The sequence below is a fragment of the Paenarthrobacter sp. NyZ202 genome, from assembly GCF_049860755.1.
Lineage (GTDB): Bacteria > Actinomycetota > Actinomycetes > Actinomycetales > Micrococcaceae > Arthrobacter.
Genome location: NZ_CP187556.1, coordinates 3,216,928 through 3,229,921, shown reverse-complemented (window position 1 = coordinate 3,229,921; position 12,994 = coordinate 3,216,928). Strand labels below are relative to the sequence as shown.

Below are 12,994 nucleotides of genomic sequence, written 5' to 3'. Positions count from 1 at the left end.
AAATGGCAGTAGGGTCGAAGGATCTCGCACCCGCACAGCTGGACGGTTTCGACAACGAGCGTCTCGTTGAAGAACTCCGCAAGTCCAAGGAAGAGCTGTTCAACCTGCGTTTCCAGTCCGCCACCGGCCAGCTGGAGAACCACGGTCGTCTGCGCGCGGTAAAGAAGGACATCGCACGCATCTACACCGTGCTTCGTGAGCGCGAGCTGGGCATTCGTGCCGAGGTTGCCGCACCGGTTGTGGAAGCCAAGGAAGAAAAGAAGTCCAAGAAGGCTGCCAAGGCTGAAACTGCCGAGGTTGAAGCTGGAGAGGACGCCAAGTGAGCGAGAAGGAAAACGTGACGGAAGCAGCAGCCAGCGCTGAACAGCGCGGTTACCGTAAGACGCGTCGCGGCTACGTAGTCTCCGACAAGATGGAAAAGACCATCGTTGTCGAGGTTGAAGACCGCGTGAAGCACGCTCTGTACGGCAAGGTTATTCGCCGCACTTCGAAGATCAAGGCTCACGACGAGCAGAACACCGCCGGCATCGGCGACCTCGTTCTGATCGCCGAGACCCGCCCGCTGTCCGCTACCAAGCGGTTCCGCCTGGTGGAGATCCTCGAAAAGGCCAAGTAAATCCCGCGCCGGGCATGCCCGGCAGGTTTACTGGAAGGGCCCGCGTTCCGTATGGAGCGCGGGCCCTTCCGCTTTCCCGGCCGGTTATGGTATGGCCCGAAAGCATGCTAAGATTTTGAGTTTGTATGGCGCCATTTGTGTGCCATCGACTACCTCGTAAACAATCGTGCCACTGCATACTGCCCCGCGCAGGGTTTTCCTGCAAGGGAAGCTGATGCTCGTGGCACGGGCGTTTAGGCCTGTTCTGGCAAAATCCAGGCAGGTCCAGAGACACCCCGATCAACCGTTCCGCAAGGCTCATTCCGTATGCATGTTTTCGGTCTGAGAACCAGCGCGACGCAAGGAGTAAAAATTGATTCAGCAGGAGTCGCGACTGAAGGTCGCCGACAACACGGGTGCTAAGGAAATCCTTACCATTCGCGTTCTCGGTGGATCCGGCCGTCGCTACGCAGGCATTGGCGACGTCATCGTCGCAACCGTCAAGGACGCTATCCCTGGCGGCAACGTAAAGAAGGGTGACGTCGTCAAGGCCGTCATCGTTCGTACCAAGAAGGAACGCCGCCGTGCGGATGGTTCCTACATCAAGTTTGACGAGAACGCAGCTGTGATCCTGAAGAACGACGGTGACCCCCGCGGTACCCGTATCTTCGGCCCGGTTGGTCGTGAACTTCGCGACAAGAAGTTCATGAAGATCGTTTCGCTGGCCCCGGAGGTGCTCTAGTCCATGGCTAAGATCAAGAAGGGTGACCTCGTTCAGGTCATCACCGGCGCCAAGCAGGAACGCGGCGGCGACCGCGGCAAGCAGGGCAAGGTCCTGCGCGTATTCCCCGCCACCAACCGCGTGCTGGTAGAAGGAATCAACCGCGTCACCAAGCACACCAAGGTTGGTCAGTCCCAGCGCGGCACCAAGACCGGCGGCATCGAGGTTGTTGAAGCCCCGATCCACGTGTCCAACGTTGCCCTGGTTGACCCGTCGACCAAGAAGCCGACCCGCGTTGGTTTCCGTCTCGACACCGTTGAGAAGGACGGCCGCACCAAGACCGTTCGTATCCGCGTGTCCAAGGCCACCGGGAAGGACATCTGATGACTGAGACTCTCGAGACTCCAGTGAAGATCGTTCCTCGTCTGAAGACGAAGTACGCAGAGACCATCAAGAAGTCCCTGCAGGACGAGTTCAACTACGCGAACGTGAACCAGGTTCCCCGCCTGGTGAAGGTCGTTGTGAACATGGGTGTTGGAGATGCCGCCAAGGACTCCAAGCTGATCGACGGCGCTGTCCGCGACCTCACCCTGATCACCGGCCAGAAGCCGCAGGTAACCAAGGCCCGCAAGTCGATCGCACAGTTCAAGCTGCGCGAAGGCATGCCGATCGGTGCACACGCAACCCTGCGTGGAGACCGCATGTGGGAATTCGTGGACCGTCTGGTATCGCTGGCCCTGCCGCGTATCCGTGACTTCCGCGGCCTCAACGGCAAGCAGTTCGATGGCAACGGCAACTACACCTTCGGTCTGACCGAGCAGGTTATGTTCCACGAAATCGACCAGGACTCCATCGACCGCGTCCGCGGTATGGACATCACGGTCGTCACCACTGCCAAGACCGACGACGAAGGCCGCGCGCTGCTCAAGGCGCTTGGTTTCCCGTTCAAGACTGAAGACTAACTACGTAACAGGTCCGGCCGTGCCAGCTCCTAAGAGCCGGCACCGCGGAAACCGTTACGAGGAAGGGCTATAGCCCAAATGACTATGACAGATCCTGTCGCAGACATGCTTACGCGTCTGCGCAACGCAAACTCGGCATACCACGACTCCGTCACCATGCCGTACAGCAAGCTGAAGGCACGCGTCGCCGACATCCTGAAGGCAGAAGGCTTCATCGCCGACTGGAAGGAAGAGGACGCAGAGGTTGGCAAGAAGCTGACCATCAGCCTGAAGTTCGGTCCGAACCGCGAGCGTTCGATCGCTGGTGTCCGCCGCATCTCCAAGCCCGGTCTCCGCGTTTACGCGAAGTCCACCAACCTGCCTCACGTGCTGGGTGGCCTGGGTATCGCAATCCTGTCCACCTCTTCCGGCCTCCTGACTGACAAGCAGGCCGGCAAGAAGGGCGTGGGCGGCGAAGTCCTCGCGTACGTCTGGTAACGGGAGAGGAAGAGAATAATGTCACGTATTGGACGTCTCCCCATCACCGTTCCCGCCGGCGTTGAAGTCAAGCTTGATGGCTCCGTCATCAGCGTCAAGGGTGCCAAGGGCGAGCTGAGCCACACTGTGGCCAGCCCGATCGAGGTTTCCCTGGAAGAGAACACCCTGACGGTCACCCGCCCGAACGACGAGCGCAACTCGCGTTCGCTGCACGGCCTGACCCGCACCCTGATCTCCAACATGATCGTGGGTGTCACCGAGGGCTACGAGAAGAAGCTTGAAATCGTCGGTACCGGTTACCGTGTTCAGGCCAAGGGTGCTGACCTGGAGTTCGCTCTGGGCTACAGCCACCCGGTGAACGTCTCTGCTCCGGAAGGCATCACTTTCGCGGTAGAGGGCCCCACCAAGCTCTCCGTTTCGGGTATCAACAAGCAGCAAGTTGGCGAAGTTGCTGCCAACATCCGCAAGCTGCGCAAGCCCGATCCCTACAAGGGCAAGGGTGTCCGTTACGCCGGCGAGGTCATCCGCCGCAAGGTCGGAAAGGCTGGTAAGTAAACCATGGCCATCGCAATTAACAAGAAGCGTTCGAACAAGAGCAAGTCTGCTGCCCGCAGCCGTCGCCAGCTTCGTATCCGCAAGCGCATCACGGGTACCGCTGTTCGTCCCCGCCTGATCGTCAACCGCTCGGCACGTCACGTGTTCGTTCAGGTTGTCGACGACAGCAAGGGCGTTACCGTGGCTTCGGCTTCCACCCTGGAAGCTGACCTGCGCGCATTCGACGGAGACAAGACTGCCAAGGCCAAGCGCGTCGGCGAGCTCGTTGCCGAGCGTGCCAAGGCTGCCGGTATCGAAGCTGTTGTCTTCGACCGTGGCGGTAACAAGTACCACGGCCGCATCGCCGCCGTCGCTGACGGTGCACGTGAAGGTGGGCTGGCACTGTGACCGCTGAAAACAACGAAAAGGACATTCAGGTGACTGAAGCTGTAGCTGCTGAAGCAACTGAGACCGCTGCCGCTACCGAGGACCGCCGCGGCGGCCGTCGTGGCGAGCGCGGCGAGCGTGGCCAGGGCCGCGGCGATCGTGGTGGCCGTGGTGGCCGCGACGGCGGTCGCGAGGCCGAGAAGAGCCAGTTCGTAGAGCGCGTTGTAACCATCAACCGTGTTGCCAAGGTCGTCAAGGGTGGTCGTCGCTTCAGCTTCACCGCCCTGGTGGTCGTCGGTGACGGCAACGGTCTGGTCGGCGTCGGCTACGGCAAGGCCAAGGAAGTTCCCGCTGCTATCGCCAAGGGCGTTGAAGAGGCCAAGAAGTCCTTCTTCCGCGTTCCGCGCGTTGGCAACACCATCCCGCACCGCGTGCAGGGTGAGGCTGCTGCAGGCGTTGTCCTGCTGCGTCCGGCTTCCGCCGGTACCGGTGTTATCGCCGGTGGTCCGGTCCGTGCGGTATTGGAGTGCGTGGGTATCCACGACATCCTCTCCAAGTCGCTCGGTTCCTCCAACGCGATCAACATCGTTCACGCGACCGTTGACGCCCTGAAGCAGCTCGAAGAGCCCGCTTCCGTGGCTGCCCGCCGTGGCCTGCCGCTGGACGAGGTCGCTCCGGTTGCCCTGGTGCGTGCGCTCCAGAACCAGAAGGCAGGTGTCTAGTCATGGCTAAGAACCTGACTCCCTCCGACGCCAAGTTGGAGATCACCCAGATCAAGGGCGTCATTGGCGCCAAGCAGAACCAGCGCGAAACCCTTCGGTCGCTCGGCCTGAAGCGCATCGGACACACCGTTGTCCGTACCGCTGACGCCGTGACTGTTGGCATGCTCAACACGGTTCCGCACCTCGTGAATGTAGAGGAGGCGAAGTAATGGCAGAGAACGAGACCGCTGAGAAGCAGAACGCTCTGAAGGTCCACCACCTGCGTCCCGCCCCGGGTGCCAAGACCGCCAAGACCCGTGTGGGTCGTGGTGAAGGCTCCAAGGGTAAGACCGCTGGTCGCGGTACCAAGGGTACGAAGGCCCGCTACCAGGTAAAGGCTGGCTTTGCCGGCGGCCAGCTGCCGCTGCACATGCGCCTGCCGAAGCTGCGCGGCTTCAAGAACCCGTTCAAGGTTGAATTCCAGGTTGTTAACCTGGACAAGCTGAACGAGCTCTTCCCCGAAGGTGGCGCTGTCACCGTCGAGTCCCTGGTTGAGAAGGGCGCCGTTCGCAAGAACCAGCCCGTCAAGGTGCTGGGCACCGGCGACATCACCGTCAAGGTTGACGTCACCGCCCACGCTTTCTCTTCCAGCGCTGCTGAAAAGATCGCTGCTGCAGGCGGAAGCACCACGGCTCTCTAAGAGTCTGTGGGGCGTTTGCCCACAGTAATAAAGATCCCGGCATGCGGGGCCACAGGCCCTGTATGCCGGGATTTTTTTGCTGGTTGTGGACTCTCGATTATTACGACGGCGTCACAAGCAGCTAGACTCGGTTGTTGGGTTTCAATGAGCCCACTCACATCCTTGTACTTAAACTCAGGAGGACGCTTGCTCAGCGCATTCGGACGGGCGTTTCGGACGCCCGATTTGCGACGCAAGTTGTTGTTCACGCTGGGAATCATCACAATCTTCCGCTTGGGAGCTTTCATCCCCTCGCCTGGTGTGAACTACCAGAATGTCCAGCAATGCTTGATCAACGGTGATACCTCGCAGGGCATCTACCAGCTGGTGAACCTGTTCAGCGGCGGTGCGTTGCTGCAGGTGTCGGTTTTTGCCTTGGGCATCATGCCCTACATTACGGCGAGCATCATCGTGCAGTTGCTCCGCGTGGTCATTCCGCGGTTCCAGCAGCTGTATGAGGAAGGCTCCTCCGGTCAGTCCAAGCTGACGCAGTACACCCGGTACCTGACCATCGCCCTGGGCCTCCTGAATGCCACCACCCTGGTGTCGTTGGCGCGTTCGGGCCAGCTGCTGCCGGGGTGCAACCTGCCGATCATTCCGGATGAAAGCATCATCGCCACCATCCTGATCATCATCACGCTGACCGCCGGTACGGGCCTCATCATGTGGATGGGCGAGCTTGTCACGGAAAAGGGCGTGGGCAACGGCATGTCCCTGCTCATCTTCACGTCCATTGCGGCGAGCTTCCCGGGTTCGCTCGGTTCCATCTGGGAGTCCAAGGGACCGGGTACCTTCTTCACGGTGCTGGCGGTCGGTCTCCTGACAGTCGCCCTAGTGGTCTTCGTGGAGCAGTCGCAGCGTCGTGTTCCCGTTCAATATGCCAAGCGCATGATCGGGCGACGCACCGTTGGGGGCACCAGCACCTACATCCCCATCAAGGTGAACATGGCCGGCGTCGTGCCCGTCATCTTTGCCTCCTCCATGCTGTACCTGCCGGGCCTGATTGCACAGTTCAACCAGCCGCAGGCAGGGGAGCCGATCGCTCCGTGGGTTGAATGGATCAACAACAACCTCACCCGCGGCGACCATCCCATCTACATGGCGCTCTACTTCGCCATGATTGTTTTCTTCACCTACTTCTACGTGGCCATCACCTTCAACCCTGAAGAAGTGTCGGACAACATGAAGAAGTACGGCGGGTTCATTCCGGGCATCCGGGCGGGTAAACCGACCGCGGACTACCTGCAGTACGTGCTTTCCAGGATCACTTTGCCTGGAGCCCTCTACCTGGGCTTCGTGGCGTTGATTCCGCTGGTCGCACTCGTCCTGATCAACGCCAACCAGAACTTCCCGTTCGGTGGCACCTCAATCCTGATCATGGTGGGCGTCGGCCTGGAAACCGTCAAGCAGATTGATGCGCAGCTACAACAACGTCACTACGAAGGGCTTTTGCGATGACGAGAATGCTGATCATTGGACCTCCGGGTTCGGGTAAGGGTACGCAGGCTGAGCGGATTTCCGAGCGGCTGGGCGTGGTGGCCATCTCCACCGGCGACATCTTCCGTGCCAACGTCAAGGGCGAGACCCCGCTGGGTATCGAAGCCAAGAAGTACATGGACGCCGGGGACTTTGTTCCGGACAGCGTGACCAACAAGATGGTCCGGGACCGCCTCAGCGAAAGCGATGTGGAGAACGGCTTCCTTCTGGACGGATACCCCCGTACCACCGCCCAAGTGGACTACCTGGACCAGATCCTCGCCGAGGGCCAGCAGGAGCTCGACGTCGTGCTCCAGCTGACCGCCGACGACGAAGAACTGGTAAGCCGCCTCCTTGGCCGTGCCAAGGAAACCGGACGCTCAGACGACAACGAGGCCGTCATCCGCCACCGGTTGGACCTTTACCACGAGCAGACCGAGGCCGTTGTTGCCAAGTACGCCGAGCGTGGCATCCTCACGCAGGTGGACGGTATCGGCGGGATCGACGAGGTCACGGACCGCGTCCTGACCGCAATCGAATCCGCCAAGGCCGTCTAGGCAGCTTTTCCACATAGCCGGTCAGCCGACGCTGGAGCAGAGGGTGTGTCCCGTACCATGGGTGCGGGACACACCCTTTTCGTTGGCGGCATACAGTGGGGGACCGCATGCAGGAAGCTCTTTCCGGACGCAGCAGGATGGCAGGTTTGGAGGTCTATCTTCCTCCAGCGCGCCTGGACACTTCCGCCGTCGAACAACGCATCGCGGAGTCGAGTCCAGGGTTCCGCGTTCCCAGGGGCCTGATCCACCGGGTCACCGGGATCAGGACCCGCAGTGTCATGGCGGACACAGAGCAGGCCTCGGACCTGGCGGCGCATGCCGCTGCCAAGCTGCTGGCCCAATGCGGGCTGCAGGCTACGGACATCGGGCTCCTCATTTTCGCCTCCGCCAGCCAGGACATGGTGGAACCGGCCACGGCCCATATGGCGGCAGCCAAGCTGGGGTTGTCCTGCCCGGTGATGGACGTCAAGAATGCCTGCAACAGCTTCCTCAACGGACTGGAAGTGGCAGACGCCCTGATTGCGTCGGGCCGCTACAGCCGGGTCATGGTGGTTACAGGGGAAGCCCCGTCACGGGCTGTCCGGTGGGCGGTTCCTGACTTCGCGACTTTTACGTCGAGCTTCCCCGGCTACACCATGAGCGACGGCGGGGCTGCCTTGCTGCTGGAAGCCGTACCACCTGCCGGGGAGCAGGGTGATGCTGCAGCAGGTCCGGAGGGTGTCCTCGCCACCGCTTTCACCGCCAAGAGCAGCCATTGGTCCGTGGGGACCCTCGCCGCAGGTGGCTCGGCATATCCCAGGGATCCTGAGGCCAGCTACTTCAGCATGGATGGGGAAAAGCTCAAGGATGCGTTCCTTGACCTGGGATGCGGGATCCTCGATGACACCCTCGACCGGATGGGATTGCAGTGGAGCGACTTCGCGGTGGTGTGTGTGCATCAGGTGAGCGCCCCCTACCGTGAGATCTTCGCAGCGCGTGCCGGGGTCGCCCCCGAACTCCTGGTGCCCACCGTGGAAGAGTTCGGCAACCTGGCCTCGGCCAGTCTTCCCCTGCAGTTGAAAGTGGCCATGGACACTGGACGTTGCGCACCCGGTGATCTGGTGGCCCTGGTTGGTCTTGCCGGCGGGGTGAGCCTGGGCATGGCCGTGGTGCGGCTGTGACACTTTCGGCACGGAACCCGCAGTTGGACAGCACGGCACCAGTCCAGCGTCTGTGCATTGCAGTTCCCATGCTTAACGAGGAGAAACTGGTACTGCAGACGCTGGAAGCTTTGGCGGCCCAGGAGTACCGGGCCTTCAGCGTGGTGGTGGTGGACAACGGATCCACCGACGACAGTTGTGGGATTGTGGCCCGTTTTGCCGCGGCGCATCCGTGGCTGGATGTGCGGCTGGTTCACGATCCCGAGAAAGGCACCGGCGCGGCAGCAGACACCGGCATGCGTTTCGGTGTGGATCACGGAGCGCAATGGCTGGCGCGCACCGATGCGGATTGCCTGCCCGAGCCCACGTGGACGGCACGGATCGTCCAGGCCTTTGGCGACGGGCTGGAACTGATTGCGGGCCAACTGATTCCGCGTGACGATGAGGGCATCACCGCGTGGGAGCGCCGCACGATGCTCCTGGCCGTGGAGGTGGCATCTTTCTTTGGCCGCATCCGGCCTGGTAACAAGGGGGAGGGCTACCTGGGGCCGTACCAGATGCTGCCGGGTTGCAACATGGCAATCACCGCGGAGATGTACACCCGGTCAGGAGGCTTTCCCCGGTCCCGGATCGAGGACCTCCACGAGGACCGGGCCTTATCCAACAGAGTCCGCAAGCTGACCCGCAACTATGCCCTTCGCCGTGACGTGGTGGTCCATGGTTCCTCACGCAGGGTGAAAGCCTGGGGGTTGAAGAACACCCTCGCCTGGTACGCGGACCACAGGTACCGGCCCGACCACGTGGATATCCGATGATCGAGGCCGGGCACTGGGAACAGAAGGTGCACCTTGCTGCCCATCCTGTCCTCTACCCGCTGATTCGCGGTTTGGGCAGTCTCCGGCCGGTGATGCGGCTTCCTGGGCTGGGGGTGTTGGTCAGTGACGCCGCGCTGATCCGCCAGGTGCTGATGGACGGGGAGCGTTTCGTCAAGAACGGCCCGTCAGGATCAGGAGCGCTCTGGACGCCCGTGGTTGGACCCCGGGCGCTAGTCAACATGGACGGACCGGAGCATCGCGAACTGCGGCGGAAGCTGGCCGATTTGTTCACTCCGGGGCAGGTGTCCGGGATCGTGGAACCTGCTGGCCAGGCACTGCGCTCCAGGGTCGATCGTGAGCTGGATGCCGGTGCCCGGGCGGACCTGGTGGACTGCGTCAAGGAGCTTGCCGGGGGAGTCATCTCCCGCCTCCTCGGGATTCCGGAAGATGCTCCCGGGCGCCTGCCGGACAGGGAACTGTACAACCTCGGCTCGTCCATTTCTTCGCTCGTTCGTCTGGGGCGTCCCACCCTGACCGCACGCCAAGCCGCCAAGGGCAGGGCCGCCGTCGAGGTGCTGGCGGGGCCGGCGAAGGCCGCCTACCGTGACAGCGATCCCGGCAGCTTCCCTGGCCGGCTGCGCAGCCTGGGCATGTCGGAGGAGGAGGCCATGGGGATCATCAGCGCTTTTGTCATGGTGGGCACGGAAACACTGGTGTCCTTTGTGCCGAGGCTGATTGCCTTGCTGGCTGACAGCGGACGGCTGGAGGGCCTGGTGAAAAACCGGGACGGGCTTCCGGCTGCTGTCACGGAAGCGCTGCGCTACACCGTTCCCTCGCCCATGATGCTCCGCGACTCCACGGCGGCCTCCAGGCTTGGTGGCATAACCGTCCGCCAGGGCGACAGGATCCTGCTGTCCACCATCCATGCGTCCAAAAGCCTCGGCGGTTTTGATCCCGGACAGCCGGTGCCCGGTGCAGCGCGCCAACTCTGGTTTGGTGCCGGTCCACATTTTTGCATCGGCATGCCGCTGGCCATGGCGGAGATCAACGCGGTGCTGCAGGTTCTGCTGGACCGCCACGCCCAGCGACCTTGGGTGATTGCGTCCCGGCGGGTAAGCAGGCGAGTGTTGATTCCCGGCTACAGCAGCTTGGAGGTGGCCAATGCCCGGTGATGTGACGTCGGCCCCGACGGCGACAACGGCCACCACACCAGGGACGCAGACCGCCGTGGACCTCATCGCAGCGGTCTATGCCGCCGCGGAAAGGAACCCGGACAGCCCTGCCATCACGGCGCCGGGCAGGGCAGTCCCTCGCCTTGGGCGGAAGCCGGGCAGGACGAGGCCCGGGTCCACCATGACCTACAGGGAACTGGTGGACGGGATCGAAGCGACAGCGCGAAGCCTGGCGGCAGACGGTTTCGGCGCTGGGGAGCGGATGCTCTTTTCGGTCCGTCCCAGCCCGGCCGCTTTTACCCTGGCCCTCGGGGCAGTCCGGGCCGGTGGTTCCGTGGTCTTCATTGATCCGGGTATTGGCCCCTCACTGTTCCATGACCGCGCCGAACTGGCGGCGCCGCGCTGGGCAGCGGCAGAGTCGCTCCTGTATGCGCTCAGCACCAAGAGCCCGCTCCGTCCGTTGGCCCGCCGAAGGGGCCTGCTGTTGCCGGACTACGGTGCCATGAAAGTCCGGCACTACTACTCGGGCCCGTGGCTGCCGGGGGTTCCGGCACGGGCGACACCCGTCAGGCGCCTGGCCCGGGAACACAGCGACCACGGTTCGCTTCAGTGGGATGCGGAGAAGGATGCCGGCCAGGAGGCGGTCATCATCTTCACTTCCGGCACCACGGGCGCTCCGAAAGGTGTGGTGCACACCCGGGGTTCACTGGCGGCGGGTTTCGACCAGCTGTCCCGGAAGTGCATTTTCGGACCTGGTGACCGCATCCACTCCGAACAGTTGATGATGGGATTGCCGGCGCTCATTGCAGGTGCACACTGGACCATGCCCGGGTACGGGTTCTCGTCCCACATCGACCCCCTTCGCCTGGCCGCTGAGCTTGGTCCTGTGGCCGGGGCGGCAGGCCCTTACGACGCCGCCACTCACCTGTTCCTTGTGCCATCCCAGTTGGCTCCGATCCTGGACGCGGTAGAGGAGGGCACGGTGGTGCTCCCAGGCTCGCTCAAGACCGTGATGCTGGGGGCCGCTCCGGTGCTGGCGCCGTTCCTCAAACGGGCCATGGGACTGCTTCCAGGGGTCGACTTCAAGCTCATCTACGGAATGACCGAGCTCCTTCCCATCGCAATCGCCGACGGGCGGGAGAAGCTGGCCTTCGCCAGCGGAACCGATGCCGGGTTCACGGCCCCCGATGGAAGCGGCGAAGGTGACTTCCTGGGTGAGCCGCTGCCCGCCGTCGTAATCCGCGTGGGAGAAGACCACGAGTTGTACGCGAGCGGTCCCAACATGTGCCGCGGGTATCTTGGCGGGGAACCGATGGTGGAACACGCCACCGGTGACCTGGTGCGGCTCGACTACGGACCCGCCGGAAGCGGCCCGGGAAACACAGCGGGTGACGGGACAGACGACGGCGGCACGAGACCGCCACGGTTGGTGATGATCGGGCGCAAGAAGGACATGATCATCCGGGGAAAGACCAACATCTACCCCGCGCTGTATGAGCCGCTCATCCTCTCGATCCCGGGCGTCCGTGCGGCCGCCATGGTGGGGGTCGCGGATGCCATAGGAGACGAAGCCGTAGTTCTGGCAGTGGTGCCCGCCCCGGACGTGTCCGCGAAAACGCTGCTCGCAAGGCTTGGGAAGGAACTTCCACGGCTGATCGACGAGTCTGCCCTGCCGGACCGCATCGAACAGGTCAGCTCCATCCCCGTGAGCGGCCGGCACAGGAAACCTGACCGGCAGGCACTGAGGTCGCTCGTCGCGGGAAGACCCGCGGGCGGGGACAGGGGCACGCCATGAGGATCGCCGTGACGGGAGCCACGGGGTTCATAGGGGGAGCGGTCGCTTCAGCCGCCGAAGCCCGGGGCTGGGAGGTGGTGCGCTTTGCGCGTCGTCGCGGACCCTCGCTGACGTACTGGGACCTCGCCGGGGTGCCACCGGCGCACCTGCCTGCGGTAGACGCCGTCGTTCATGCAGCGGCGCATGTGGCCGACTGGGGTGACCCGGGAATCTTTCACCGGGCGAATGTCCACGGCACCCGCGCAGTGGCGGAGGCGTACGCGGGGACCCGCCTGGTCCACGTCTCGAGCTCCAGTGTCTATCCGTGGTGGACGCCGTGTTCCAACCGGGCGGAAGAAGAAGTAGCTTCCCGGCACCTCGGCGCGTATGGACGCAGCAAGGCGCTCGCAGATGTTGAAGCACGCCGCCACGCGAACTCAGTGGTCCTGCGCCCACACGGCGTCTACGGTCCAGGGGACCGGACCCTCCTGCCCCGGCTCGTCGCCAACATCCGCGGAAACCACCTTATGACCGTCGGCCATGAGGATGTGAGCCACCAGCTGACACACATCGACAACCTGGTCCGCGCCGTGCTGGCAGCGTGCTGCGCCGGAATCCGCGGGGCAGTGAATGTGGCTGACGCAGCCCCGGTGGAGCTGGGGGGCGTGCTGCGCCAGGTCCTCGACGCCACCGGCCACCAGCACGTGGGTATCCGGTACGTTCCCTACTCCGTGGCCATGGCTCTTGCTGTTGGCTCAGAAGCTGCAGCCGCCGCCACGGGCAAGGCTCCCCGCCTGACCCGCTATGCCGTGAGCCAGCTCGGGATGGAGCGGACCTACCGTCTTGACCGGCTGCGCGGGGACCTGGGAATCGAGCCAATTTCGACCACGCTCCTTGATGCGGGAAAATGGTTGGAGCGTGGGGCCTGACCGGCTCCACAGGAAT

Annotated in this window: 18 protein-coding genes; all 18 read left to right on the top strand. The window is 63.1% G+C overall.

Annotated features, from left to right (window positions below; all coding sequences use genetic code 11):
* Positions 1-2 precede the first annotated feature (2 nt).
* The 18 genes from rpmC to ACPFL9_RS14910 all read left to right on the top strand — a co-directional run bounded on the left by rpmC (position 3) and on the right by ACPFL9_RS14910 (position 12,978).
* Positions 3-323 carry a 50S ribosomal protein L29 gene (gene rpmC / locus ACPFL9_RS14995; RefSeq protein ID WP_021472413.1) on the top strand — a complete coding sequence of 107 codons (321 nt, stop codon included), beginning with the start codon at positions 3-5 and terminating at the stop codon, positions 321-323.
* Complete coding sequence (gene rpsQ / locus ACPFL9_RS14990) at positions 320-616, top strand: 30S ribosomal protein S17 (protein ID WP_144659419.1); 297 nt, start codon at positions 320-322, stop codon at positions 614-616. The genes rpmC and rpsQ overlap by 4 nt, the downstream gene beginning before the upstream one ends.
* Positions 617-968: 352 nt before the next feature.
* Positions 969-1,337, top strand: coding sequence for a 50S ribosomal protein L14 (rplN, locus tag ACPFL9_RS14985; RefSeq protein WP_003803789.1), 369 nt, complete (start codon positions 969-971; stop codon positions 1,335-1,337).
* Between the two features lie 3 nt (positions 1,338-1,340).
* Positions 1,341-1,700 (top strand): 50S ribosomal protein L24, encoded by a 360-nt coding sequence (gene rplX / locus ACPFL9_RS14980; protein WP_347108073.1) that lies wholly within the window; start codon positions 1,341-1,343, stop codon positions 1,698-1,700.
* Positions 1,700-2,278: a 50S ribosomal protein L5 gene (rplE, locus tag ACPFL9_RS14975; protein ID WP_426003637.1), complete on the top strand. Its 579-nt coding sequence runs from the start codon at positions 1,700-1,702 to the stop codon at positions 2,276-2,278. The genes rplX and rplE overlap by 1 nt, the downstream gene beginning before the upstream one ends.
* A 78-nt stretch (positions 2,279-2,356) precedes the next feature.
* A complete protein-coding gene (gene rpsH / locus ACPFL9_RS14970; protein ID WP_426003636.1) occupies positions 2,357-2,755 on the top strand; it encodes a 30S ribosomal protein S8 in 399 nt (132 codons plus the stop codon).
* An 18-nt stretch (positions 2,756-2,773) separates the two neighbouring features.
* A complete protein-coding gene (rplF, locus tag ACPFL9_RS14965) occupies positions 2,774-3,310 on the top strand; it encodes a 50S ribosomal protein L6 (protein ID WP_426003635.1) in 537 nt (178 codons plus the stop codon).
* 3 nt (positions 3,311-3,313) lie between these two features.
* Positions 3,314-3,697, top strand: coding sequence for a 50S ribosomal protein L18 (rplR, locus tag ACPFL9_RS14960; RefSeq protein WP_397325847.1), 384 nt, complete (start codon positions 3,314-3,316; stop codon positions 3,695-3,697).
* A gap of 29 nt (positions 3,698-3,726) precedes the next feature.
* On the top strand, positions 3,727-4,398 hold the full coding sequence (rpsE, locus tag ACPFL9_RS14955) for a 30S ribosomal protein S5 (protein ID WP_426003633.1): 672 nt from the start codon (positions 3,727-3,729) through the stop codon (positions 4,396-4,398).
* A gap of 2 nt (positions 4,399-4,400) precedes the next feature.
* Positions 4,401-4,607: a 50S ribosomal protein L30 gene (rpmD, locus tag ACPFL9_RS14950; protein WP_115790334.1), complete on the top strand. Its 207-nt coding sequence runs from the start codon at positions 4,401-4,403 to the stop codon at positions 4,605-4,607.
* Entirely contained in the window at positions 4,607-5,077 is a 471-nt protein-coding gene (gene rplO, locus ACPFL9_RS14945) for a 50S ribosomal protein L15 (RefSeq protein ID WP_426003632.1), read from the top strand. The genes rpmD and rplO overlap by 1 nt, the downstream gene beginning before the upstream one ends.
* Before the next feature lie 186 nt (positions 5,078-5,263).
* On the top strand, positions 5,264-6,574 hold the full coding sequence (gene secY, locus ACPFL9_RS14940) for a preprotein translocase subunit SecY (protein WP_426003631.1): 1,311 nt from the start codon (positions 5,264-5,266) through the stop codon (positions 6,572-6,574).
* Between the two features lie 5 nt (positions 6,575-6,579).
* The gene (locus ACPFL9_RS14935; protein WP_426007591.1) at positions 6,580-7,149 is read left to right on the top strand and encodes an adenylate kinase; all 570 of its coding nucleotides are present in this window, start codon (positions 6,580-6,582) and stop codon (positions 7,147-7,149) included.
* 107 nt (positions 7,150-7,256) lie between these two features.
* Positions 7,257-8,309, top strand: coding sequence for a 3-oxoacyl-ACP synthase III family protein (locus ACPFL9_RS14930; protein WP_426003630.1), 1,053 nt, complete (start codon positions 7,257-7,259; stop codon positions 8,307-8,309).
* Complete coding sequence (locus tag ACPFL9_RS14925) at positions 8,306-9,103, top strand: glycosyltransferase (RefSeq protein WP_426003628.1); 798 nt, start codon at positions 8,306-8,308, stop codon at positions 9,101-9,103. The genes ACPFL9_RS14930 and ACPFL9_RS14925 overlap by 4 nt, the downstream gene beginning before the upstream one ends.
* Complete coding sequence (locus ACPFL9_RS14920; protein WP_426003627.1) at positions 9,100-10,275, top strand: cytochrome P450; 1,176 nt, start codon at positions 9,100-9,102, stop codon at positions 10,273-10,275. The genes ACPFL9_RS14925 and ACPFL9_RS14920 overlap by 4 nt, the downstream gene beginning before the upstream one ends.
* Positions 10,265-12,070, top strand: a complete 1,806-nt coding sequence (locus ACPFL9_RS14915) for a class I adenylate-forming enzyme family protein (RefSeq protein ID WP_426003625.1) — start codon at positions 10,265-10,267, stop codon at positions 12,068-12,070. Before ACPFL9_RS14920 ends, ACPFL9_RS14915 begins: the two co-directional genes overlap by 11 nt.
* Entirely contained in the window at positions 12,067-12,978 is a 912-nt protein-coding gene (locus tag ACPFL9_RS14910) for an NAD-dependent epimerase/dehydratase family protein (protein ID WP_426003623.1), read from the top strand. The genes ACPFL9_RS14915 and ACPFL9_RS14910 overlap by 4 nt, the downstream gene beginning before the upstream one ends.
* The last annotated feature ends 16 nt before the right edge of the window (positions 12,979-12,994 follow it).

Coding starts and splice junctions, on each gene's coding strand:
- rpmC (WP_021472413.1), top strand. CDS start 3: ATGGCAGTAGGGTCGAAGGATCTCGCACCCGCACAGCTGGACGGTTTC.
- rplX (WP_347108073.1), top strand. CDS start 1,341: ATGGCTAAGATCAAGAAGGGTGACCTCGTTCAGGTCATCACCGGCGCC.
- rplE (WP_426003637.1), top strand. CDS start 1,700: ATGACTGAGACTCTCGAGACTCCAGTGAAGATCGTTCCTCGTCTGAAG.
- rpsH (WP_426003636.1), top strand. CDS start 2,357: ATGACTATGACAGATCCTGTCGCAGACATGCTTACGCGTCTGCGCAAC.
- rplF (WP_426003635.1), top strand. CDS start 2,774: ATGTCACGTATTGGACGTCTCCCCATCACCGTTCCCGCCGGCGTTGAA.
- rplR (WP_397325847.1), top strand. CDS start 3,314: ATGGCCATCGCAATTAACAAGAAGCGTTCGAACAAGAGCAAGTCTGCT.
- rpmD (WP_115790334.1), top strand. CDS start 4,401: ATGGCTAAGAACCTGACTCCCTCCGACGCCAAGTTGGAGATCACCCAG.
- rplO (WP_426003632.1), top strand. CDS start 4,607: ATGGCAGAGAACGAGACCGCTGAGAAGCAGAACGCTCTGAAGGTCCAC.
- ACPFL9_RS14935 (WP_426007591.1), top strand. CDS start 6,580: ATGCTGATCATTGGACCTCCGGGTTCGGGTAAGGGTACGCAGGCTGAG.
- ACPFL9_RS14930 (WP_426003630.1), top strand. CDS start 7,257: ATGCAGGAAGCTCTTTCCGGACGCAGCAGGATGGCAGGTTTGGAGGTC.
- ACPFL9_RS14920 (WP_426003627.1), top strand. CDS start 9,100: ATGATCGAGGCCGGGCACTGGGAACAGAAGGTGCACCTTGCTGCCCAT.
- ACPFL9_RS14915 (WP_426003625.1), top strand. CDS start 10,265: ATGCCCGGTGATGTGACGTCGGCCCCGACGGCGACAACGGCCACCACA.
- ACPFL9_RS14910 (WP_426003623.1), top strand. CDS start 12,067: ATGAGGATCGCCGTGACGGGAGCCACGGGGTTCATAGGGGGAGCGGTC.